At 70.7% G+C, this 22926-nt stretch carries 20 protein-coding genes; 9 read left to right on the top strand and 11 right to left on the bottom strand.

Annotated features, from left to right (window positions below; genetic code table 11):
* Positions 1-18: 18 nt before the first annotated feature.
* Both ACWGDX_RS33710 and ACWGDX_RS33705 read right to left on the bottom strand, forming a co-directional pair.
* Positions 19-489: an ATP-binding protein gene (locus ACWGDX_RS33710; RefSeq protein ID WP_453631814.1), complete on the bottom strand. Its 471-nt coding sequence runs from the start codon at positions 487-489 to the stop codon at positions 19-21.
* A 101-nt stretch (positions 490-590) separates the two neighbouring features.
* On the bottom strand, positions 591-944 hold the full coding sequence (locus ACWGDX_RS33705; protein ID WP_003967428.1) for an STAS domain-containing protein: 354 nt from the start codon (positions 942-944) through the stop codon (positions 591-593).
* A 79-nt stretch (positions 945-1023) separates the two neighbouring features.
* Between ACWGDX_RS33705 and ACWGDX_RS33700 the strand changes: the two genes are divergently transcribed.
* Entirely contained in the window at positions 1024-3624 is a 2601-nt protein-coding gene (locus ACWGDX_RS33700) for a DEAD/DEAH box helicase (protein ID WP_453631812.1), read from the top strand.
* Between the two features lie 59 nt (positions 3625-3683).
* Here the strand turns inward: ACWGDX_RS33700 and ACWGDX_RS33695 are convergent, their stop codons facing one another.
* The 7 genes from ACWGDX_RS33695 to ssd form a co-directional block, all read right to left on the bottom strand.
* Positions 3684-4049 (bottom strand): Rv3654c family TadE-like protein, encoded by a 366-nt coding sequence (locus ACWGDX_RS33695; RefSeq protein WP_453631810.1) that lies wholly within the window; start codon positions 4047-4049, stop codon positions 3684-3686.
* On the bottom strand, positions 4046-4453 hold the full coding sequence (locus ACWGDX_RS33690) for a TadE family type IV pilus minor pilin (protein ID WP_365903550.1): 408 nt from the start codon (positions 4451-4453) through the stop codon (positions 4046-4048). Before ACWGDX_RS33690 ends, ACWGDX_RS33695 begins: the two co-directional genes overlap by 4 nt.
* A complete protein-coding gene (locus ACWGDX_RS33685; RefSeq protein WP_237540801.1) occupies positions 4440-4577 on the bottom strand; it encodes a DUF4244 domain-containing protein in 138 nt (45 codons plus the stop codon). The genes ACWGDX_RS33690 and ACWGDX_RS33685 overlap by 14 nt, the downstream gene beginning before the upstream one ends.
* A gap of 240 nt (positions 4578-4817) precedes the next feature.
* Positions 4818-5609, bottom strand: a complete 792-nt coding sequence (locus tag ACWGDX_RS33680; protein ID WP_453631807.1) for a type II secretion system F family protein — start codon at positions 5607-5609, stop codon at positions 4818-4820.
* Positions 5606-6496, bottom strand: a complete 891-nt coding sequence (locus ACWGDX_RS33675; RefSeq protein WP_453631805.1) for a type II secretion system F family protein — start codon at positions 6494-6496, stop codon at positions 5606-5608. The genes ACWGDX_RS33680 and ACWGDX_RS33675 overlap by 4 nt, the downstream gene beginning before the upstream one ends.
* Complete coding sequence (locus ACWGDX_RS33670) at positions 6493-7656, bottom strand: TadA family conjugal transfer-associated ATPase (RefSeq protein WP_453631803.1); 1164 nt, start codon at positions 7654-7656, stop codon at positions 6493-6495. Before ACWGDX_RS33670 ends, ACWGDX_RS33675 begins: the two co-directional genes overlap by 4 nt.
* Positions 7653-8750, bottom strand: coding sequence for a septum site-determining protein Ssd (gene ssd, locus ACWGDX_RS33665; protein WP_453631801.1), 1098 nt, complete (start codon positions 8748-8750; stop codon positions 7653-7655). Before ssd ends, ACWGDX_RS33670 begins: the two co-directional genes overlap by 4 nt.
* A 513-nt stretch (positions 8751-9263) precedes the next feature.
* Between ssd and ACWGDX_RS33660 the strand changes: the two genes are divergently transcribed.
* Positions 9264-10100: an HAD family hydrolase gene (locus ACWGDX_RS33660; RefSeq protein ID WP_365903556.1), complete on the top strand. Its 837-nt coding sequence runs from the start codon at positions 9264-9266 to the stop codon at positions 10098-10100.
* A gap of 411 nt (positions 10101-10511) precedes the next feature.
* Here ACWGDX_RS33660 and ACWGDX_RS33655 read toward each other — a convergent pair whose 3' ends face one another.
* Positions 10512-11390, bottom strand: a complete 879-nt coding sequence (locus tag ACWGDX_RS33655; protein ID WP_453631799.1) for an oxidoreductase — start codon at positions 11388-11390, stop codon at positions 10512-10514.
* A gap of 100 nt (positions 11391-11490) precedes the next feature.
* On the opposite strand from ACWGDX_RS33655, the gene ACWGDX_RS33650 reads away from it, so the two are divergent.
* Positions 11491-12477: an ATP-binding protein gene (locus ACWGDX_RS33650; RefSeq protein WP_453631797.1), complete on the top strand. Its 987-nt coding sequence runs from the start codon at positions 11491-11493 to the stop codon at positions 12475-12477.
* 217 nt (positions 12478-12694) lie between these two features.
* On the opposite strand, the gene ACWGDX_RS33645 is transcribed toward ACWGDX_RS33650, so the two are convergent.
* Positions 12695-13975 carry a hypothetical protein gene (locus tag ACWGDX_RS33645; RefSeq protein WP_453631795.1) on the bottom strand — a complete coding sequence of 427 codons (1281 nt, stop codon included), beginning with the start codon at positions 13973-13975 and terminating at the stop codon, positions 12695-12697.
* A 304-nt stretch (positions 13976-14279) separates the two neighbouring features.
* Here ACWGDX_RS33645 and ACWGDX_RS33640 point away from each other — a divergent pair, with 304 nt between their 5' ends.
* The 6 genes from ACWGDX_RS33640 (at position 14280) to ACWGDX_RS33615 (ending at position 22881) form a co-directional block, all read left to right on the top strand.
* A complete protein-coding gene (locus ACWGDX_RS33640; protein WP_453631794.1) occupies positions 14280-16976 on the top strand; it encodes a bifunctional SulP family inorganic anion transporter/carbonic anhydrase in 2697 nt (898 codons plus the stop codon).
* A 230-nt stretch (positions 16977-17206) separates the two neighbouring features.
* Positions 17207-19162 carry an acetate--CoA ligase gene (gene acs / locus ACWGDX_RS33635; protein ID WP_453631792.1) on the top strand — a complete coding sequence of 652 codons (1956 nt, stop codon included), beginning with the start codon at positions 17207-17209 and terminating at the stop codon, positions 19160-19162.
* 240 nt (positions 19163-19402) lie between these two features.
* Positions 19403-20800 (top strand): Na+/H+ antiporter NhaA, encoded by a 1398-nt coding sequence (gene nhaA / locus ACWGDX_RS33630; RefSeq protein ID WP_453631791.1) that lies wholly within the window; start codon positions 19403-19405, stop codon positions 20798-20800.
* A 61-nt stretch (positions 20801-20861) separates the two neighbouring features.
* Positions 20862-21356, top strand: coding sequence for a phage holin family protein (locus ACWGDX_RS33625; RefSeq protein WP_453631789.1), 495 nt, complete (start codon positions 20862-20864; stop codon positions 21354-21356).
* Positions 21353-22459, top strand: a complete 1107-nt coding sequence (locus tag ACWGDX_RS33620) for an alpha/beta fold hydrolase (protein WP_453631787.1) — start codon at positions 21353-21355, stop codon at positions 22457-22459. Before ACWGDX_RS33625 ends, ACWGDX_RS33620 begins: the two co-directional genes overlap by 4 nt.
* A 242-nt stretch (positions 22460-22701) precedes the next feature.
* Positions 22702-22881, top strand: coding sequence for a hypothetical protein (locus ACWGDX_RS33615; protein ID WP_363084722.1), 180 nt, complete (start codon positions 22702-22704; stop codon positions 22879-22881).
* Positions 22882-22926: the final 45 nt, after the last annotated feature.

Raw genomic sequence — 22926 nt, 5'->3', positions numbered from 1 at the left:
GGCAGCGTGGCGGTCCGATCAGGACAGCGTGACGGCCGTCGTCGTCGGCCAGCTCATCCGGATGACCCCGCCGTCGTCTCCCGTGGTGACTTCCACATCGTCGACGAGGCCGCTGATGACCGCGAGCCCCATCTCGTCCTCGCCCTCGGCGTCGCCGTCGTACAGATCGCCCGAGGACGCCCCCTCGGGCGCGTCCGAGGCCGCACCACCAGCGGCACCTGCGCCACCGCCGCCTGTGCCGGTGACTCCGTCGCCGACCTCGATGGAGAAGTTCTTCTCGTCCTCGGTCAGCACGACTCTCACCGGGGCGGTGATGCCATGGCTACGGTGCAGCCCGACCGCCCGGCTGCATGCTTCACCGACCGCGAGTCTGACCTCGTCCAACACTGCTTCGTCGACCCCGGCCCGGCGCGCCACGGCGGCCGCCACCAGACGGGCCGTCCTGACGTGTTCGGGCTGGGCGCTGAAGCGCAGTTCAACGGTGGCCATGCGATCCCCCTCGAACGTACGAGCGTGCGAACTCACGAGCGAGGGCATCCGGGCGAAACGCCCGGTGCCTCTGCCCCTCTTCCGGAAGGCTGTGGCCGACCTCAGTCGGTGGCCGCCACGGCCTCGTCGACCGTGGTGTGGATCGGGAACACCTTGGTGAGGCCGGTGATCCGGAAGATCTTGAGAATGCGCTCCTGGTTGCAGACCAGACGCAGCGAGCCCTCATGGGCGCGCACTCGCTTCAGGCCGCCCACGAGCACGCCGAGACCGGTCGAGTCCAGGAAGTCCACACCCTCCATGTCGACAACCAGGTGGTAGCTGCCGTCGTTCACCAACTCGACCAACTGCTCGCGCAGCTTGGGCGCGGTATACACATCAATCTCGCCACCGACCTCGACGACCGTACGGTCGCCACCAGGGCCGGACACATTGCGAGTCGACAGGGACAGGTCCACGGATCCTCCAGCACCTTGCTATCGAGCGGTCGCCCCTCGGGTCTCCCCTACGGAGCCAGGGGACGTATCGCCAGCCGCGATGGCATTCAATCACTTACCAGCAGTCGCGCACGACGCCTTGAGCCCATTGTCCGTCACACCAGTGACACACTCGATGCCGATGGCCAGGAATCCACGCCCCAGCGGGCCCCCCGCGACCGGGGGCGAGCGACCCTCCCCCGGTACGGTCCTCGACCGGCTCACCGCGGGAGCGGGCCGGGCTGCGCGCATCACCCATACGGAGCACCTGCCCCCGCGGGCAGGACGTCATGCCGTCTGGCCCGATCGCATCAGACCGGAAGTGATCAACGCCATTCAGCAGGCCGGGATCGACCATCCGTGGGCCCACCAGGCGCTCGCCGCCGAGCACGCCCTGGACGGCGAATCGGTCGTCATCGCCACCGGAACCGCCTCCGGCAAGTCCCTCGCCTATCTCGCTCCCGTGCTGTCCACGCTCCTCGACGGCTCGGAGGCCGCCAACGGCCGGGGCACGACCGCGCTCTATCTCGCCCCGACCAAGGCGCTCGCCGCCGACCAGCGCCGCGCCGTCAGAACGCTCGCCGAGCCGCTCGGCAACCGCGTACGCCCCGCCGTCTACGACGGCGACACCCCCGTCGAAGAGCGTGAATGGGTCCGGCAGTACGCCAACTACGTGCTGACCAACCCGGACATGCTGCACCGGGGCATACTCCCGTCCCACCCCCGCTGGTCCTCCTTCCTGCGCTCCCTGCGCTATGTCGTCGTCGACGAGTGCCACACCTACCGCGGCGTCTTCGGCTCACACGTCGCCCAGGTGCTGCGACGACTCCGCCGTGTATGCGCCCGCTACGGAGCGAATCCGGTCTTCCTGCTCGCCTCGGCCACCGCCGCGGAACCCGCCGTGTCCGCCGGCCGGCTCACCGGACTGACCGTCCACGAGGTCGCCGACGACGCCTCACCGCGCGGCGAACTCGTCTTCGCCCTCTGGGAGCCCCCGCTCACCGAGCTCCACGGCGAGAAGGGGGCTCCCGTCCGCCGTACGGCCACGGCCGAGACCGCCGACCTCCTCACCGACCTGACCGTCCAGGGCGTTCGTACGGTCGCCTTCGTACGCTCCCGGCGCGGCGCCGAGCTCATCTCCGTGATCGCCCAGGAACGTCTGGCCGAGGTGGACCGCTCCCTGGCCCGCCGGGTCGCCGCCTACCGCGGCGGCTACCTCCCCGAGGAGCGCCGTGCCCTGGAGAACGCGCTGCACTCCGGCGAGCTTCTCGGTCTCGCCGCCACCACCGCCCTGGAACTGGGCATCGATGTCTCGGGGCTGGACGCCGTCCTCATCGCCGGCTACCCCGGCACCCGCGCCTCGCTCTGGCAGCAGGCGGGCCGCGCCGGCCGCGCCGGGCAAGGAGCACTCGCCATCCTCGTCGCCCGGGACGATCCGCTGGACACGTTCCTCGTCCACCACCCCGAGTCGCTGTTCCAGCGGCCTGTCGAATCCACCGTCCTCGACCCGGACAACCCGTACGTCCTCGCCCCTCATCTCTGCGCCGCCGCCGCCGAACTCCCGCTCACCGAGGACGATCTGACGCTCTTCGGCCCGGCCGTCCCCGATCTGCTGCCGCAGCTCGAAACCGCCGGACTGCTGCGCCGCCGTGCCTCCGGCTGGTACTGGACCCGCCGGGAGCGGGCCGCCGACCTCACCGACATCCGGGGCGAGGGCGGCCGTCCCGTCCAGATCGTCGAGGCCGCGACCGGCCGACTGCTGGGCACGGTCGACGAGGCCGCCGCCCACACCGCGGTCCACGACGGCGCCGTCCATCTCCACCAGGGCCGGACCTATCTGGTGAGGCGGCTCGATCTGGCCGACTCGGTCGCCCTGGTCGAGGAGGCCGCCCCGCCGTACTCCACCGCCGCCCGCGACATCACCGCCATCTCCGTACTCGAGACCGACACCGAGATCCCCTGGGGCGACGGACGCCTCTGCTACGGCTCCGTCGAGGTCACCAACCAGGTCGTCTCCTTTCTGCGCCGCAGGCTCATCACCGGCGAGGTGCTCGGCGAGAGCAAGCTCGATCTGCCGCCACGGACGCTCCGCACCCGGGCCGTGTGGTGGACGGTCACCGAGGACCAGCTCGACCGGGCACGGGTCAATCCGGAGCAGCTCGGCGGCGCGCTGCACGCGGCCGAGCACGCCTCGATCGGGATGCTCCCGCTCTTCGCCACCTGCGACCGCTGGGACATCGGCGGAGTGTCCGTCCCGCTCCACCCGGACACCCTGCTGCCGACGGTCTTCGTGTACGACGGCCATCCGGGCGGCGCGGGCTTCGCGGAACGGGCCTTCCGGACGGCCCGGGAGTGGCTCTCGGCCACCCGCGAGGCCATCGCCTCCTGCGAGTGCGACGCCGGCTGTCCCTCCTGCGTCCAGTCCCCCAAGTGCGGCAACGGCAACGACCCCCTGCACAAGCGAGGAGCCGTACGGCTCCTGACCGAGCTGCTCAGCTCCGCCCCGGATCCGGCCGCCCCGGGGAGCCCCCGGGATCCGGACGGTCCGCGGGACCCCGCACCCCCAGCGGTCTCGGTGATCTCGGCAACCCCCGGGCCCCTGGCCGCCCCGGCGGTCTCAGGGGCCGCGGCGGCCGAGACGGTCGCGCCCTCCGTGGAGTAGCCGTCGGGCAGCGGAGGCTCGTACTCGTAACGCGGGCCCGCCGCCGAGCGGCCGTCATCTCATGGCACGGCCTCCCCGGCTCCGGGCGGGGGTGTCGCGAGCGGCGGGCCCGCGCGGGCCCTGACCTTCGGGACGTACGGTCCGAAGGGCGCCCGAGCCGTCACATCCGCGATGCCCCCGCTCAGCCCGCACCTCACCACCTCCGCCCCCTGTGCCGAGGCCACGGCGGCCGCCCGGCGGCAGGCGTCCGTCTGCCCCAGCAGCGCGTGATCTGCCGCGGCGAGGGCGGCAAGATCCGCCGCGGCAGCCGCCCGGTGGCGGGCGACGACCGCCTGTCCCATGGCGAGCACCACCGCGAACACCACGCACATCGTGGTGGCCGCCATGGCCGCCCACACCGTCGCAGCGCCCCGGTCCCTGGTCATGGCACCACCACGGCCGGCACCGGGCCTCCCATGCCGTCTCCAGAGGCGTCCAGGGCGTCCTCGGCCGACGCGGCCGCCTCCGCCGTGAGCGTCACGCCCAGTCCGCCCGTCCCCGGCGTCGGCGCCTCCACCCGTGCCCGCCACAGATCCCCCTCGCGCTCCAGCGTGACCCTCGCGCCGTCGGGGGCCGTCGAGCGCCCGGCTTCCAGAGCCGCTGACCGTGGCTCGGACCGGGCGGCGGCCCGCGCCACCGCCCGTGCCGCGTCCACGCACTGGATCTGCGCGGAGGCCGCCGTCAGAGCCCAGACCAGGGCCATCGTGAACACAACCAGCGCCGGCACGGCCACGGCCGCCTCCGCCGTCACGGACCCCCGCTCGGAACGTACGGCCTCAGATCTGCGCATGGAGCGCCTTCCCGATCACCGATTCCAGCGCGGCCGAGACGGACCCGCTCGTGACCACCTTGTAGAGCACGGCCGCGAGCGCGCAGGCGGCGATGGTCGCCACGGCGTACTCGGACGTGGCCATCCCCGTGTCAGCGCGGAGCCGCCCCGGCCATGCCCGCCTCATCCGCCCCCACCGGTTCACGCGGCCCGTCAGCCCCGTTCGTCCTGTCCACCCGATCCGCGTCATCAGTGCCGTCCGGATCGTCCGGCCTGTCCCTCGCAGGGTCGTCCTCATGTCTGCCTCCCCGTAGAAATCGCTCAAAGAGCTGAAAGATCAAAGAGCTGAAAGAAGATCCACTCGAATTACCGGCCCGCAGAAACCTCAGTTGCCCTTCAGCAGCCCGCTCGCGAGGCCGATGAGCACCGGCGCCACCCCCACCGTCAGAAAGGCGGGCAGGAAGCAGAGTCCCACCGGCGCGGTGATCAACACCTGGGCCCGCTGGGCCCTGGCCAGGGCGGCTCGTGACCGCTCCGCCCTGAAGCCCTCGGCCAGCCGGGACACCGGCTCCGCGGCCGGCGCGCCCGTGGCCGCCGCCCGCTCCAGACAGCGGGCCAGCCCGGCCGCGCCCGGTATCGCCCCGAGCCGTCCCCACGCCTCCTCCGGTTCGCCGCCGAGCCGCAGCTCGGCCGCTGTCCGCGCCAGCCGGTCTCCCACGGGCCCGCCCAGCGACTCACCGACCGCCTCCGCCGCCTCACGGGGTCCGGCCCCCGCGGCGAGGCAGGCTGCCAGTAGATCTGCCGCGAGCGGCAGTTGACGGACGGTCTCATCGGCCAGGGTGCCGTCGTCCGGCTTCCGGGTACGCAGCCATCTCCGTACCCCGTACGCCCCCGCGAGCCCCACGAGCAGGCCGGCCGCCCCGCCGACCAAGAGACAGCCGATGACGGCCGCGCAGAGCGGCGGGCCCCAGCGCCGCGCCCAGGCCCCGATCTGCGGCCTCGCTCTCCGCCGTCCGTCCCCGACCGCCAGCAGGCCGTCCTCGACCGCCAGCAGGGCCGCCAGCCTCCCGCGTACGCGCCGTTCGCGCCGTAGAGCCGCCACCGCGAGCACGGCGCACCCGAGGGCGGCAAGGGCCGGGACCACTGCCCACAGCCTGTGGACGACGTCGTGGCTCATGACGCCTCCCCCGCCCGCACGATCCGGACGGCCCACCACAGGCCCGCGCCCTCCAGCGCTCCGCCCACCGCCAGCAGTCCCCAGCCGGCCGGGGTGTGGAGCAGTACCCGCAGCGGGTCCGCGCCCAGAGCCCAGCCCAGCAGCAGACCCACCGCCGGAAGCACCGCGAGCAGCGCGACCGTCGACCAGGCGCCGGTCAGCTGGGCCCGTAACGCTTCCCGTCGCTCCCGATCGGCCCGCAGCGCGGCCTCCAGCCGGTCCAGCCCCGCGGCGAACCCCGCCCCGCCGTCCACGGCCACCCGCCAGCAGGCGGCGAGCCCCACGAGCCCGTCAGCGCCCGGCTCACGGGCCGCCAGGCGCAGGGCGTCCGGTACGTCGCCGCCGAACCGCACAGCGGCGAGCACGGCGGCCTCGGTGCCTCCCAGCCCGCCCGTGGCCCCCGAGGCGGCCAGCAGGGCCTGCGCGGGCTGGAGACCGGCCCTCAGCTCGCCCGCCGCCGTGCCGCACAGCGCGACGACCCCGTCGGCCCGCCGCTCCCGCGATCTCCTCCGCTCCCCCGACCGCAACCTCCGCCTCATCAGCGGCACCGCCACTGCGCCCCCGATCAGCGGCAGCACCGAGTCCCCGAGGACGGCGAGCAGCAGTGCGGGCGGCAGACAGAGCCACTCCCGCCCCGGACTTCGCACCCGCCCCCATGCCCTGGCCGTCCAGCGCCGCCACCGAGGAACCCCCGGCCCGGTGTCGCCCGGCCCGTCGCCGCCCCCGCCGTCCCCGAACAGCAGCACGGCCCGGCGCAGCCCGCGCGCGTGACCGACCGTCAGCCAGGCCGCGGCCCCCGCGCACAGGGCCACCGCGCCCGCCCAGAGCGCCGTCCACAGGACCGTCACAGCGCACCCCCGATCCGCGCCCGCAGCCGTGGCCAGCCCCGCTCGTACGCGAAGGCCTCGGCGCCCCAACGAAGCGCGGGCACCGGCACCACCAACCCCGCGGTGTCCCGCTCCAGCACATGCACCTCGGCGATCCTCCGGCGCCCGTCGCGGTCCCTCACCAGATGGATCACGGCCGAGAGCGCGGCGGCCAACTGGCTGTGCAGCGCCGCCCGGTCGAGGCCCGCCGCCGTCCCCAGGGCCTCCAACCGCGCGGGAACATCCGCCGCCGTATTGGCGTGCACGGTGCCGCAGCCGCCCTCGTGGCCCGTGTTCAGAGCGGCCAGCAATTCGGTGACCTCATGGCCTCTGACCTCGCCGACGACCAGCCGGTCCGGCCGCATCCGCAGCGCCTGCCGGACCAGATCCCGCAGCTCCACCAGTCCCGCGCCCTCCTGGTTCGCCGGCCGGCCCTCCAGCCGCACCACATGCGGGTGGTCGGGCCTCAACTCCGCGGAGTCCTCGGCCAGTACGATCCGTTCGCGCGGCCCGACCAGGCCGAGGAGGCTGGACAGGAGAGTGGTCTTTCCTGTGCCGGTGCCACCGCTGATCAGGAACGACAGCCGCGCCTCGATCAGCGCCCGCAGGACCCGCTCACCGCCTGGTGGCACCGTCCCCGCCTCGGTCAGTTCACCCAGTGAGAACGCCGTGGGCCGCACCACTCGCAGCGAGAGATACGTCGAGCCGACCGCCACCGGCGGCAGTACCGCGTGCATACGGGTCCCGTCGGGAAGCCGGGCGTCCACCCAGGGCCGCGCGTCGTCCAGTCGCCGCCCGGCCACCGCGGCGAGCCGCTGCGCCAGCCTCCGTACGGAAGCGGCGTCCGCGAACGACACGGTGGTCAGCTCCAGCCCGCCGCCCCGGTCCACCCACACCCGGTCGGGTGCGGAGACCAGCACATCGGTCACCGACGGGTCGGCGAGGAGCGGCTCCAGCGGCCCCGTCCCCACCAGCTCGCACCGCAGCTCCTCGGCGGCGCCCAGCACTTCCGTGTCTCCCAGCAGCCGCCCCTGGGCCCGTAAGGCGGCGGCCACCCTCGCCGGCGTCGGATCCGCCCCGCTCGCCGCGAGCCGCAGCCGTACGGCGTCGAGCAGCCCGCCCCCGGCCGTGTCCGCGGTCATGACGCCACGCTCCCGTCCCCGGCCAGGGCCCGCTCCCAGAAGGCCGTACAGAACGCGGCCAGCGGTCCGCGCGCCCGGGAGCCCGGTGGCGCTCCACCGTCCTGGTCCTGCGACAGACCCGCTTCCAGGGGCAGTTCGCCCACGAGCGGGAGCCTCAGCGCGTCGGCGATCCACCGCTCGTCCAGTCCGGCCGCGTACGGACCGCGGACCACCGCCCGCAGATCCTGGAGCACCATGCTCACCGCCGAGGCCACCCGGCGGGCCGCCGCGACCGCCCGCAGTTCGGCCGGCACCAGCAGCAGCCCCAGATCGAGCTGGGCCAGCGCCTCCGCCACGGCCTCGTCGACCCGGCGCGGCAGATCCACCACCACGACGCCACCGCCTCTGCGGGCGGCGGCGAGCACCGACCGCATGGCTTCCGGCCGGATCACCACCGAGTCCCCGCGATCCCAGCTCAGCACCCGCAGCTCATGGAGGCGGGGCAGCGACTCCTCCAGCGCTCCGCCGGCGACCCGCCCTTTGGACGCCGCGAAATCCGGCCAGCGTCTGCCCTGTGTCTGCTCCCCGCCGAGCAGCACATCGAGCCCGCCGCCGAGGGGATCTCCGTCGATGAGGATCGTGCGCCGGCCGCTCCGCGCGGCGGTCACGGCCAGGGCACAGGCCAGCGTCGAGGCCCCGGCCCCACCGCGCCCGCCGATCACGCCGACTGTCAGTGCCTGCCTGCCCACGCCCTCCGCGGCGTCCGCGATCCGGTCGACGAGCCAGCTCTCCGCGTCGGGCAGCCGCAGCACACAGTCGGCGCCGATCTCCACCGCCCGCCGCCATACGTCGGGGTCGTCCTGATCCCGCCCGACGAGCATCACACCCCGTCTGCGGGTGGCACCGCGGCAGCGGGCCGCCGCGTCGTCCCCGACGAGCACCATCGGCGCGTCGTCCCAGCATTCCGTGCGCTCGGGAACCGAATGGTGCACTTCGGGCTCGGCGCCCGCCGCGGCACACAACCGCAGCAGATCGTCGAGCAGCTCCACATCCTCGGTGACGATCAGCGGTCCCGTCCCGCGTCCTTCGGTCGCATGCGACCGGTCGGATGTCATGGATCCAGCCACGATCTCCGCCCCCTATCTATCCACGCCCCGACCCGGAACTGCGAACGCCTCTCGGCGATCTCGCACTCATCCGGTATCGGCGATTCCGGCTTCCGTGAACTTCACGACGGGAATCACCGTGCAGCGGAACGGGAAATCGTGTGGATCTTGCTCGAAAACTGTGGACAACTCACCAGTTGTGAATATCCCGCTCGCTCATACCGGTGACTTCCGGAGAGCAGCGCATCGACTACGCACAGTGACGCGTATACATGGAGAGAGGCCGCCGCACAGAGCCATCGAGGAGAGGAGGACGGCGTGCTGGAGAGTCCAAAACGCGTCCGGACATGCGACGACCCCCGCCGGGGGGGAGAGCGGGGGTCGTCCCCACGGCCGACTCGGGGGGGGGAGGAGCCGGACCGGGTTAGCACGGTCGCGAACGATCCGTGACTTCCATGGTGTACCCGACAGCCTTCTCAGGCAAACCCACGCGCCCGAGCTTACGCCGAATGGTGGGCGCATATGCTCGGCGTCGTGGAAAACCACTCCTTGCCGCGCACAGCAGCCTTCTTTGACCTGGACAAGACGGTCATTGCGAAGTCATCGACGCTGACCTTCAGCAAGTCCTTCTACCAAGGCGGTCTGATCAACCGCCGCGCCGTACTGCGCACCGCGTACGCGCAGTTCGTCTTCCTCGCGGGAGGCGCCGATCACGACCAGATGGAACGGATGCGGGAGTACCTCTCCGCGCTCTGCAAAGGCTGGAACGTCCAGCAGGTCAAAGAGATCGTCGCCGAGACACTGCACGACCTGATCGACCCGATCATCTACGACGAGGCCGCCTCCCTCATCGAGGACCATCACATCGCGGGCCGCGATGTGGTGATCGTCTCCACCTCCGGAGCGGAGGTCGTCGAGCCCATCGGCGAGCTGCTCGGAGCCGACCGGGTGGTGGCCACCCGGATGGTCGTCGGCGACGACGGCTGTTTCACGGGCGAGGTGGAGTACTACGCGTACGGCCCGACCAAGGCCGAGGCGATCAAGGCACTCGCCGAGTCCGAGGGGTACGACCTGTCCCGCTGTTACGCGTACAGCGATTCCATCACCGACGTGCCGATGCTCCAGTCGGTCGGCCACCCGTACGCGGTCAACCCGGACCGCGCGCTACGCCGCGAGGCACTGGCTCGCGATTGGCCGGTTCTCGTCTTCAACCGGCCCGTCCGGCTCAAGCAGCGACTGCCCGCCTTCTCCATGCCGCCCCGCCCGGCGCTGGTAGCGGCGGCGGCCGTGGGTGCGGCGGCAGCGACAGCCGGGCTGGTCTGGTACGCCAGCCGGCGCCGCCAGTCCACCCTCGCGTGACCGGCCACCCCCGCATGGGCGGCGGCCACCGCGTCCGGGCGGGAATCAGCCCCGGTCAACCGCCCCGTCGGAAGCCATCGCGCGCATGACCGTTTCGTCCTTGTTTGAAGCTAAAAGTAAAGAAGTAAAGCCAAGGGTTTCGCATTACTCCGCGCAGGAGTAGAAAGGATTCAACGGCCCGCGAGACCAAGGACATCCGAGAGGATCACCAGTTAACGCATAAGGCCCCACGGACCGAAGCATGGACACCGGGTACCCACGCGACGTCGACCCGTCGATTACGGGCCAGCCGCACCAGGTGACGGGCAAAGCACCCGACCTGATGGGCAACACAACGAGGACGCCTGGTAACTCGGTGGACATGCCAGCGGCGGCGCCAGGACGGTGCCGCCGCAGCCCTGTCGGGACAGATCAGGCCGCGCCTCGCTGGAGCGCCTCACAGACGGCCGTCGATTCCCGGACACCCAGCTCCACCGCGCGTCCGCAGTGGGTGATCCACGCCACCATGCCGTCCGGGGTGCCCGAGAGATAGCCGTCAAAGGCGGCCGCGTAGGCCGCGCGTCCCAGCTCCGCGTGGCCGGCCTCCGCCGGGCAGACCGATTTGGGGTCCAGACCGCTGCCGATGAGCACCACCCGCTCGGCGGCCCGTGCCACCAGGCCGTTGTACGAACCGAAGGGGCGCAGAGCGAGCAGTTCGCCGTGCACCACCGCGGCCGTCACCAGCGCCGGCGCGGTACTGGCCGCGATGATCAGCGCCGACAGCCCGTCCAGCCGTCCCGCCACCTCGTCCGCGCCGGGCAGCGGGGCCTCGGCCGGCGGCCCGGCGATGTCGCCACCGGGCATCTCCACGACCGGCTCGCCCGCCAGCCGGGGCCGGCCCACCGTTCCGTCCCGGACGCCGGAGCCGCCCGCGGCCACCAGATGCAGCCTGGCCAGCACGCGCAGCGGCGACTGCACCCAGATGGAAAGGAGTTGACCGGCCTCCGCGTTCAACCGCAGGGCCGCGCCGACCGTACGGGCCTCGGCACCGGAGCTGAAGTCACTGCGCCTGCGCACCTCTTCGAGCGCCCAGTCGGCGCCGGACAGCGCCGCGGAACCACGCGCCGCGCGCAGGGCCGCTTCCGAGGTGACCTCGTCACTGCGGCGGCGCATGACACGGTGGCTGTAGACACGGTCCACCGCTCGGCGTACGGAATCCACCGCCTCGGGGACTCCCGGCAGGGCGGCCAGCGCGGCAAGGGGATCCTCCGGCCGCGGCGCGAAAAAGCCGTCAGAGGCTGTCGTACTCATAAGTAGGGAGGCTACGCCCATGGCATGCACCCCACCTTGGAGTGGTCTTCCCCGCACGAAACCATCACCTTGAGCAAGACCTCGACTACCCTATGTGAACATGAAGATCGCTTTCGTGGGCAAGGGCGGCAGCGGCAAGACGACGCTGTCCTCGCTCTTCATCCGCCATCTGACCGCCAACGAGGCCCCCGTCATCGCGGTGGACGCCGATATCAACCAGCATCTCGGGGTCGCGCTCGGCCTCGACGAGGCGGAGGCCGCCGCGCTGCCCGCGATGGGGGCGCACCTCCCGCTGATCAAGGACTATCTGCGCGGCAGCAATCCACGGATCGCCTCCGCCGACGCGATGATCAAGACCACTCCGCCCGGTGAGGGATCGCGGCTCCTCCGGGTCGGCGAGAACAACCCGGTGTACGAGGCCTGCGCCCGGTCCCTCGCACTCGACGGCGGCGAGATCCGGCTGATGGCCACCGGCCCGTTCACCGAGTCCGATCTCGGGGTGGCCTGCTACCACTCCAAGGTCGGCGCGGTGGAACTGTGCCTCAACCATCTCATCGACGGCCCCGAGGAGTATGTGGTCGTCGACATGACGGCCGGTTCGGACTCCTTCGCCTCCGGGATGTTCACCCGGTTCGACCTGACGTTCCTGGTGGCCGAGCCGACGCGCAAGGGTGTCTCCGTCTACCGCCAGTACAGGGAGTACGCACGGGACTTTGGCGTCTCACTGGCGGTCGTCGGCAACAAGATCCAGAGCGAGGACGATCTGGACTTCCTCCGTACGGAGGTGGGCGACGATCTGCTCATCTCGGTGGGCCACTCGGACTGGGTCCGGGCGATGGAGAAGGGCCGGCCGCGCCCGTTCGATCTGCTGGAGGCGGACAACCGCTGTGCGCTCCAGACGCTCCAGGACGCGGCGGAGGATTCGTACGAGCGCCGCGACTGGGAGCGGTACACACAGCAGATGGTCCACTTCCATCTCAAGAACGCGCAGAGCTGGGGCAACGCCAAGACGGGCGTCGACCTGGCAGCCCAGGTCGACCCCGCCTTCGTGCTCAACGAGACCCTGGCCGTACGTCAGCCGTCCTAGAGCGTGTCTTCAAAGTGGCGGCAACCGGCGGCGGCGCGGCGCTGTCGCTGGGCGCCGCACCTGTCATCCCGTCATGAGGTCCAGCCCCGGCCCGCACGGTCGGCCGGGGCCGGGGCCCGACGGGTCGCCGTCGGCACGTCCGCGGCTGGTACCTACCCCCGCCGGCGCCTACCCGGTCAGCGCTCGGTCAGTGCTCGCACGCTCGGCGCTTGTACGGTCAGTGCTTGCCGGAGTGGGCCGACGGGTGGGGCGACGGGCTCGCGGAGGCCTTCGAGCCCGCCGCCGCCGTGGGCAGGAACTTCTCCCAGCCTCCCTTGGGCGCCTTGCCGACACGGAGACCGCGCAGCTTGGCCAGGTGCGCCGGGTCCTGTACGTCCAGCCAGTCGGCGAGCTGACGGAAGGACACACACCGTACGTCCTTCTGCACACAGACCTTCTTGATCGTCTCCTCGACGGCACGCATGTAGGTGCCGCCGTTCCAGGACTCGAAGTGGTTGCCGATGATCAGCGGGGCGCGGTTGCCCTTGTAGGCGCGGTCGAAGGCCTGGAGCAGGCCGTCACGCATCTGGTTGCCCCAGTACGTGTGCTGCGACGGGTCGCCGTGGACCGTTCCCGACTGGTTGTACATGAAGTTGTAGTCCATCGAGAGGGTCTCGAAGTCACGCCCCGGTACGGGGACGAGCTGAAGGGGGACGTCCCACATGCCCTCGGTCTTCTTGGGCCAGACCTGGTTGCTGATCCCGCTGGAGTCGTAGCGGAAGCCCATCGTCCGGGCCGCCTTCATCATGTTCTTCTGCCCTTCCAGGCAGGGTGTGCGGGCGCCGACCATCTCCTTGTCGTAGTCGAACGGCAGGGGGGCCTCGCTCTTCAGCCCCGTGTTGGTCTTCCAGTTCTTCACAAAGGACTTGGCCTGGTTGATCTCGCTCTTCCACTCGTCGACGGACCAGGTGCCGACGCCGCCGTCGTCGCCGCAGAAATGGCCGTTGAAGTGGGTGCCGATCTCATTGCCTTCCTGCCAGGCGGCGCGCAGCTCCCGCAGGGTGGCCTTGATCCCCTTGACGTCGTTGAAACCGATGTCCGAGCTGCCCGCCGAGTGCTGGGGCGGCCGGTACTTCTCCGCCTTCTCCTCGGGCAGCAGATAGACGCCGCTCAGGAAGTACGTCATGGTCATTTTGTACTTCTTGCTCAGCTCTCGGAAGTGGGAGAAGAGCTTCTGGCTGTCCTCGCCGGCGCCGTCCCACGAGAACACCACGAACTGCGGGGGCTTCTCACCCGGTTTGAGCCGCTCGGGCTTCGCCAGGTTCGGCTGGGCACCGGTGAACGCGGTCGAGCCGTCCCCGATGAGTTTGACCACGGCCTTGGGGGCGGCGGGCCCCTTCTTGGCTTCGGGGGCCCTCGCCCGGGGGCCGTCCCCGCCCGATCCGGAGCATCCGGCAACGCCGACGGCGAGCGCCGTGACGGCGGCGCCGAAGGCGGTTCTCTTTGTGGCGGCCAGCATCCGCCCACCCTCTTCCTTCAGGTTTCAGTACCGAAGTGCCGAGCGGCGACTGCCGGCACGGCGCCGAGCGCGGACACCGTCGCACCAAGGCTGAAGAAATGAAGAGACGACCAGCCGTACAAGATTACTAATCACTAGGACAGGTGAATGATTGCACCATTTGCCCGGAAAGTCCTGCCACAATCTTTACCCTCCATTACGATTCGTTTACCGAGAGTTGAGCTGCGCATTCCGATGTCGCATGCCATGCCTCTCGGCTGCGCCCCATGGCCGCGTCCGCGCCGCCCCGGAGGAGACGGAAAATATGTCCACGTGTGTCATCTCTCGTACCGATCAGAGCTCTCGGACGAGCCGCGCCCAGCCCACGGCCCGGTTCCCTCGCATCGCACGCTTCCGGAGGCCGCACGACCCACCTCCGGACGGCGGTGGCTTCCGGATCGCGGGGGCGGACCTCTCCGCTTCGATCTCCGTCTTTCTGATCGCGCTGCCGCTCTCGCTGGGCATCGCGCTCGCCACGGGCGCACCGCTCCAGGCGGGGCTGGTGGCCGCGGCGGTCGGCGGTCTGGTCGTCGGCCGGCTGGGCGGGGCACCGCTCCAGGTCAGTGGTCCGGCCGCCGGGCTCACCGTCGTCACAGCCGATCTGATCCAGCGGTACGGCTGGCGCACCACCTGCGCCATCACCATCTGCGCCGGGCTCGCACAGCTCGTTCTCGCGGCACTGCGGGTGGCCCGGTCCGCGCTCGCCGTCAGCCCGGCGATCGTGCACGGGATGCTCGGGGGCATCGGTGTCACGATCGCCCTGGCCCAGCTCCATATCGTGCTCGGCGGTTCACCTCAGAGTTCCGCCGTCGACAATGTGCTGGGGCTGCCCGCCCAGTTGGCCAATCTGCATCCCGGCGCGCTCTCCGTGAGCGTTCTGACCATCGCGGTGCTGCTCGTGTGGCCGCGGATTCCGGGGCGCGTGGGCCGGGGCGTACGGAAGCTCCCGGCCGCGCTCGCGGCGGTGGCCGTCGCGAGCACCCTGGCCGCCCTCGCCGGAATCCGACTGGAGCGTGTCGATCTGCCCTCCTGGAGAAGTCATGCCCTGCCCGAGCTCCCCGAGGGACCCGTGCTCGGGCTGCTCGCCGCCGTCCTCACGGTCACCCTGGTCGGCAGCGTCGAGTCCCTGCTCTCCGCGGTCGCCGTGGACAAGCTGGTGGCCGCCCGCAAGGAACCGGCCGTCCAGATCCCCCGGGCCCGGCTCGACCGGGAGCTGGCCGGACAGGGCGCGGGCAATGTCGTCTCCGGCGCGCTCGGCGGACTGCCCATCACGGGCGTCGCCGTGCGCAGTGCCGCCAATGTGGCCGCGGGAAGTGTCAGCAGGAACTCCGCCATGCTGCACGGCCTGTGGATCGCGGTCGCGGCTCTGCTGCTGGTGCCTGTGCTGGATCTGATCCCGCTGGCGGCGCTGGCCGCGCTGGTGATGTTCGTCGGGATCCAGATGGTGAATCTCACGCACATGCGCAACGTGAGACGGAATCGCGAGCTGCTGGTGTATGTCGTCACACTGACCGCCATCGTGCTCACCGGGGTGCTGGAAGGCGTCGTCATCGGGATCGGGGTGGCGGTCGCGGTCTCGCTGCACCGGCTGACCAGGACGCGGATCACCACGGAGGAGCGGAGCGGGGTCCACCGCGTGCACGCGCGCGGCCAGTTGACGTTCCTCGCCGTGCCGAGGCTCAGCCGGATGCTGCATCAGGTACCGCAGGGCGCGGACTGCGTCGTCGAGTTGGACGGGTCCTTCATGGATCACGCGGCCCACGAGGCACTGCAAGACTGGCGGGCCGCGCATATCGCCCGGGGCGGCACGGCCGAGTTCACCGGCCGGGCGGGAGCCCAGATCGCGGAGTCCACGAGTGAGTTCCATGCCTGCTGCCGCCCCTGGACCCCCTGGCGCAATCACCACTGCGACGGGCATCCCGACGCGGAGCGGGCCACCGCGGCGTGCGCCGCCGCCGGACACACCGCCGCTGGACCCGGCGCGGGATGGACGGCCGTGGAGCAGACGGCCGTGGAGCAGGCGGTCCCGGTATATACGGGAGGCCGCCTGTCCGGAGCGGGGGAGCCCGGCATGGGAGCCATGAGTACGGAGCTCCTGGCCACCGGCGGGGCCGGCGGTACGGAGCCCGGCGGGGTGCTGTCCGGCGAGGCGCCGTCCGGCGGTACGGGATTCGACAGTGTCCGGCAGCCGGGCGAGACGCATGAGGCGCGTACCGGCTCCGGACGGGGAAGTCCCGCAGGAGGCGGGCGTACGTCCAGCATTCTCCAACTGGCCAGCGGGCTCAGCTCCTTCCAGCGGAACACGGCCCCACTGGTGCGCGAAGAGCTGGCGCGGCTGGCCCGCGAGGGGCAACGGCCGTCTCAGCTCTTCCTCACCTGCGCCGACTCCCGGCTGGTCACCAGCATGATCACATCAAGCGGTCCGGGCGACCTCTTCACCGTGCGGAACGTGGGCAATCTCGTACCGCTGCCGGGTACGGACGGTGGGGACGAGTCGGTGGCCGCCGCGATCGAGTACGCGGTCGATGTGCTGCGGGTGGACTCCATCACCATCTGCGGACATTCGGGGTGCGGGGCGATGCAGGCCCTGCTGGACGACTCACCCCGGGCCACCGACGGCGAGCCCGCGACACCGCTGCGCCGCTGGCTGCGCCACGGTCTGCCCAGCCTGGAGCGGATGAGGAGCCGAAGCCACTCCTGGGCCAGGATCTCCGGACGGCTGCCGGCGGACGCGGTCGAGCAGCTCTGTCTCACCAATGTCGTCCAGCAGTTGGAGCATCTGCGGGCCCATGAATCGGTGGCTCGCAGACTGGCCGACGGCACACTGGAGCTGCATGGGATGTACTTCCATGTCGGCGAGGCCCAGGCCTATCTGCTGGCGACCGGCGCCGGGAGCGGCGGAGCCGGCGAAAGGGTCTTCAATCCGGTGGCACCGACCGCGCTGGAGGAGTCGCGCGCCTGAACCCTTCTCCCGCCGCATCCGTGAGAGTGTGTGGCCCCCCTTCCCCACCCCACCCGCCCGGGGGAGGAGGGCCACCCACCGTCGTACGGGAGACCGTGCCGGGGCTGGCGCCACACAGGAGGCCTGAACACATAGGTCTAAACCAATTTCCGGAACACCCTTGTCACCCGGGCATCCGCCTGATGAGCTAGGCCCGGGACACATAGGACGCCCTGGGAAAGGGAGATGTCGTGAGCAACGAAAGCCTGGCCAATCTGCTCAAGGAGGAGCGGCGGTTCGCGCCGCCCGTCGAGCTGGCCGCGCACGCCAATGTGACGGCGGAGGCGTACGAGCGGGCCGAGGCGGACAGGCTTGGCTTCTGGGCCGAGCAGGCGAGGCGGCTCGACTGGGTCACCGAGCCGACCGAGACGCTCGACTGGTCGAATCCGCCGTTCGCGAAGTGGTTCGCGGACGGTGAGCTGAATGTCGCCTACAACTGCGTCGACCGCCATGTGGAGGCCGGCCACGGTGACCGTGTCGCGATCCACTTCGAGGGCGAGCCGGGCGACAGCCGCGCGATCACCTACGCGGAGCTGAAGGACGAGGTGTCCCAGGCCGCCAACGCCCTCACCGAGCTGGGGGTGCGCAAGGGCGACCGGGTCGCGGTCTATCTGCCGATGATCCCCGAGGCCGCCGTCGCGATGCTGGCCTGTGCGCGGATCGGGGCCGCGCACTCGGTGGTCTTCGGCGGCTTCTCCGCCGACGCCGTCGCCTCCCGTATCCAGGACGCCGACGCCAAGCTGGTCATCACGGCCGACGGCGGTTACCGCCGGGGCAAGCCGAGCGCGCTCAAGCCCGCCATCGACGAGGCCGTGACCAAGTGTCCGCAGGTCGAGCATGTGCTGGTGGTACGGCGCACCGGCCAGGACACGGCCTTCGACGACAGCCGCGATGTGTGGTGGCACGACATCGTCAGCCGCCAGTCCACGGAGCACGCCCCTCAGGCGTTCGGCGCGGAGCACCCGCTGTTCATCCTCTACACCTCGGGCACGACGGGGAAGCCGAAGGGCATCCTGCACACCTCGGGCGGCTATCTCACCCAGGCCGCGTACACCCACCACGCGGTCTTCGACCTCAAGCCCGAGTCGGACGTGTACTGGTGCACCGCCGACATCGGCTGGGTGACGGGCCACTCGTACATCGTCTACGGCCCGCTCGCCAACGGCGCCACCCAGGTCATGTACGAAGGCACCCCCGACACCCCCCATCAGGGCCGCTTCTGGGAGATCATCCAGAAGTACGGGGTGACGATCCTCTACACGGCGCCCACGGCGATCCGTACGTTCATGAAGTGGGGCGACGACATCCCCGCCAAGTTCGACCTGACCTCCCTGCGTGTGCTGGGCTCGGTCGGCGAACCGATCAACCCCGAGGCCTGGATCTGGTACCGGGAGAACATCGGCGCCGGCAAGACACCCATCGTGGACACCTGGTGGCAGACCGAGACCGGGGCCATGATGATCTCCCCGCTCCCCGGTGTCACCGAGACCAAGCCCGGCTCCGCCCAGCGCGCCCTGCCCGGCATCTCCGCCACGGTCGTCGACGACGAGGCCAGCGAAGTGCCCGACGGGGGCGGCGGCTATCTCGTCCTGACCGCGCCGTGGCCCTCCATGCTCCGTACGATCTGGGGCGACGACCAGCGGTTCATCGACACCTACTGGTCACGCTTCGAGGGCAAGTACTTCGCCGGGGACGGTGCCAAGAAGGACGACGACGGCGATATCTGGCTGCTCGGCCGTGTCGACGACGTCATGCTGGTCTCGGGGCACAACATCTCCACCACCGAGGTCGAGTCCGCGCTCGTCTCGCACCCCAAGGTCGCCGAGGCCGCCGTCGTCGGCGCCGCCGACGAGACCACCGGCCAGGCCATCGTCGCCTTCGTCATCCTGCGCGGCAGCGCCACCGTCGACGACGGGCTCGTCGCCGAACTGCGCAATCACGTCAGCACCACGCTCGGCCCGATCGCCAAGCCCAAGCGGATCCTGCCCGTCGCGGAACTTCCCAAGACCCGCTCCGGCAAGATCATGCGACGACTGCTGCGCGACATCGCGGAGAACCGCGCGCTCGGAGATGTCACCACCCTCACCGACTCCTCCGTCATGGATCTGATCCAGAGCCAGTTGCCCAGCGCGACCAGCGAGGACTGAGCGGAGGCATCCGGAGCGGGGCGTCAGGCACAGCGCGTGCCCGGCGCCCCCGCCGGGCATCTGTCCCGACCGGTGCTCGCGCCGGTCCACGCATAAAGTGAAGATCGCCTGATACGTCCCCTGCGCACCCCGGTAAGGTGGGCGTCGCGACAACAACACAGCAAGATTCTGGGTGCGCCGGGAAGTCTGGTCGGCATGTGATCCGTCATGTCCGCCGAACCGCCCCGGAGGTCTTCGCCCGTGCCAGCGCCCACGGCCACCACCCGTAAGTTTCTCGGACGCCTGTCACTGCCCGAGCGGAACTATCTCGCGGACGCGCTGCGCACCGAGACCGTCGGTGGCGTACTGCTGCTCGTCGCCGCCGTCGCCGCCCTGATCTGGGCGAACACCCCGTTGAGCGGGAGCTACGAATCCGTACGCGACTTCCGTCTCGGACCCGGCGCGCTCGGTCTCGACCTCTCCGTGGAGCACTGGGCCGCCGACGGGCTGCTCGCCGTCTTCTTCTTTGTCGCCGGTATCGAACTCAAGCGTGAGCTTGTCGCGGGGGAACTGCGCGATCCCAGAGCCGCCGCGCTCCCCGTGATCGCCGCGCTGTCCGGCATGGCCGTACCAGCGCTGGTCTATGTGCTGGTCAACGCGGTCGGCGGCGGGTCATGGGACGGCTGGGCCGTACCTGTCGCCACCGATATCGCGTTCGCGCTCGCCGTTCTCGCGGTCATCGGCACCTCGCTCCCCTCCGCACTGCGCGCGTTCCTGCTCACTCTCGCCGTCGTCGACGATCTGTTCGCGATCCTGATCATCGCCGTCTTCTTCACCAGCGATCTGAACTTCGTGGCGTTCGGCGGCGCCGTCGTCGCCCTCGCCGTCTTCTGGCTGCTGCTGCGGAAGGGGGTGCGGGGCTGGTACGTATATGTCCCGCTGGCCCTGGTCATCTGGGGGCTGATGTACAACAGCGGCGTGCACGCCACCATCGCCGGTGTCGCGATGGGGCTGATGCTGCGCTGCCACAGAAACGAAGGCGAGGAGCACTCCCCGGGCGAGTACATCGAGCATCGGGTACGCCCGGTCTCGGCCGGTCTGGCCGTGCCGCTGTTCGCCCTGTTCTCCGCGGGCGTCCCGGTCTCGGGCGGGGCGCTCGGTGAGGTCTTCCACCGACCGGAGACCCTCGGTGTCGTGCTGGGGCTGGTGGTCGGCAAGACGGTCGGTATCTTCGGCGGTACCTGGCTGGCCGTGCGCTTCACCAGGGCCGAGCTGAACGACGACCTGGCCTGGCCCGATGTCCTCGCCCTCGCCTCGCTCGCCGGGATCGGCTTCACGGTCTCGCTGCTCATCGGCGAGCTGGCCTTCTCGTCCGACCCGGCGCTCACCGACGAGGTGAAGGCGGCCGTACTGACGGGTTCGCTGATCGCCGCCGTCATATCCGGCATTCTGCTCAAGCTGCGGGTGCGGACCTACCGGGCGCTGTACGAGGACGAGGAGCGGGACGAGGATCTGGACGGCATCCCCGACATCTACGAACAGGATGATCCGGCGTACCACCTGCGGATGGCCGCGCTCTACGAGGCGAAGGCCGCGGAGCACCGTCGGCTGGCTGAACACGCGGGGGCGGCGCGCGATAAGGGCGACAGTCCGGCATGATCGGACATCGGATCCGCGGCGGAGAAGTTCGTGGCGGAGAAGCGAGAAGAGGGAGTCACCGATGAGCGACCGCGGCACGCAAGTCGCCGACGCTGTCCGGACCGGCACCGTGGTCCAGCCCGTCAGTACCGACCGCAGTATCGGTCAACTGGTCGCCTCGGCGACCGCCGAGATGTCCGCGCTGGTGCACGACGAGATCGCCCTGGCCAAGGCCGAGCTCCGGCAGGATGTGAAGCGTGGTGCGATGGGCGGTGCGGCCATCACCATCGCGGGCGTCCTCGCCCTGTTCTCACTGCCGGTGCTGAGTTTCGCCGCCGCGTACGGGATCCATAATCTGGGGCTCGGTCTCGCCTGGTCGTTCCTGATCGTCGGCGGAGCGTTTCTGGTGCTCGCCGCACTGGCCGCCGGGCTCGCGCTGCTGAAGTTCAAGAAGGTCAAGCCGCCGGAGAAGTCGATCGCCTCGGCGAAGGAGACGGCCGCCGTGCTCCAGAACGTCAAGCCTCACCCGCGCACGGTGGGGAAGCGCGTCAAGTCTGTGGCACGCTCGTCTGCATGACCGCCGCTGATTCCGACCCGGGCAAGGCCCACGGCTCGCCTGCGACTTCTGGTGCTTCCGGTGTTTCCGGTGCCTCTGGTGCGTCTGATCACCCCGGTTCGACGTCGTCCGCCGGTTCGACGTCGTCCGCTGGCACAACGCCGCTCTCCGGCGCAACGCCGCTCTCCGGTACGTCGCCGACCTCCGGTACGTCGCCGACCTCTGCCGTCCGTCTTGCTGGTCCCTGGACACACAGGGATGTGGCGGCCAATGGTGCCCGCTTCCATATCGCGGAGTTGGGCGAGGGACCGCTGGTACTGCTGTTGCATGGCTTTCCGCAGTTCTGGTGGACCTGGCGGCATCAGCTCACGGCGCTCGCGGACGCCGGCTACCGCGCCGTGGCCATGGACTTGCGGGGCGTGGGCGGCAGCGACCGTACGCCCCGGGGGTACGACCCCGCCAATCTGGCCCTCGACATCACCGGTGTGGTGCGCTCCCTCGGCGAGCCCGACGCCGCGCTCGTCGGGCACGACCTGGGCGGCTATCTCGCCTGGACCGCGGCCGTGATGCGGCCCAAGCTGGTGCGCAGACTCGCGGTCTCCTCGATGCCGCACCCGCGCCGCTGGCGCTCGGCGATGCTCTCCGACTTCGCCCAGAGCCGGGCCGGTTCCTATATCTGGGGCTTCCAGCGGCCGTGGCTGCCGGAACGTCAGCTCGTCGCGGACGACGCGGCGCTGGTGGGGCGGCTGATCCGGGACTGGTCCGGGCCCGCGCTCCCCGACGACAAGGCGATCGACGTCTACCGGCGCGCGATGACCATCCCCTCGACGGCGCACTGCTCGATCGAGCCGTACCGCTGGATGGTGCGGTCGATGGCACGGCCCGACGGCATCCAGTTCAACCGGCGGATGAAGCGGCCGGTGCGGGTGCCCACGCTCCAGTTGCACGGGTCGCTCGATCCGGCGATGAGGACGCGAAGTACGGCGGGATCGGCCGAGTATGTGGAAGCGCCCTACAGGTGGCGGCTGTTCGATGGGCTCGGGCACTTTCCCCATGAAGAGGACCCGGCGGCGTTCTCCGCGGAGCTCATCAACTGGCTCAAGGATCCCGAGCCGGACCGCTAGCCGAACCGCCGGCCGGACCGCTGGAAGAACGGCTGGCCGAACCGCCGGCCGAACCCCTGACAGGGGCCGTCGGCAGGGACCGCGGACGGGGACCGAAGACGTAACCCGGACGACTGATTCGCTGCGCCGATATGGTCACCCTCTGAACGCTTGTCCTACGAACAGCCAATTGCCTCGCGCATAGGCCAATTGGCCCTCTCCCGTACGGTTACCGACCATGGGGCAGGGGCAGACGTCGGGGTATGGGCTGGACGCACGACTACGGTGACGCCGCACGCAACCGCCGCTCGGCCGCTGGGCCGATCACCCACAAAGGGGGCGGCCAGGAAGGTCAGGGGCATGATGCGCGCCTCGGCATTTCCCTGATTCTCCGCCGCAGGGCACGCTGGGTTTCCGCCCGGCTCCGCCATCAACGCGGCTAGACAGGTCGGACGAGCGGGCTCCAGGTCCGTCCGGTCGGACGGACC

Source organism: Streptomyces sp. NPDC055025, from assembly GCF_053608565.1.
The sequence above is the reverse complement of the archived record's forward strand: the minus strand, read 5'-3'. Positions and strand labels throughout refer to the sequence as shown.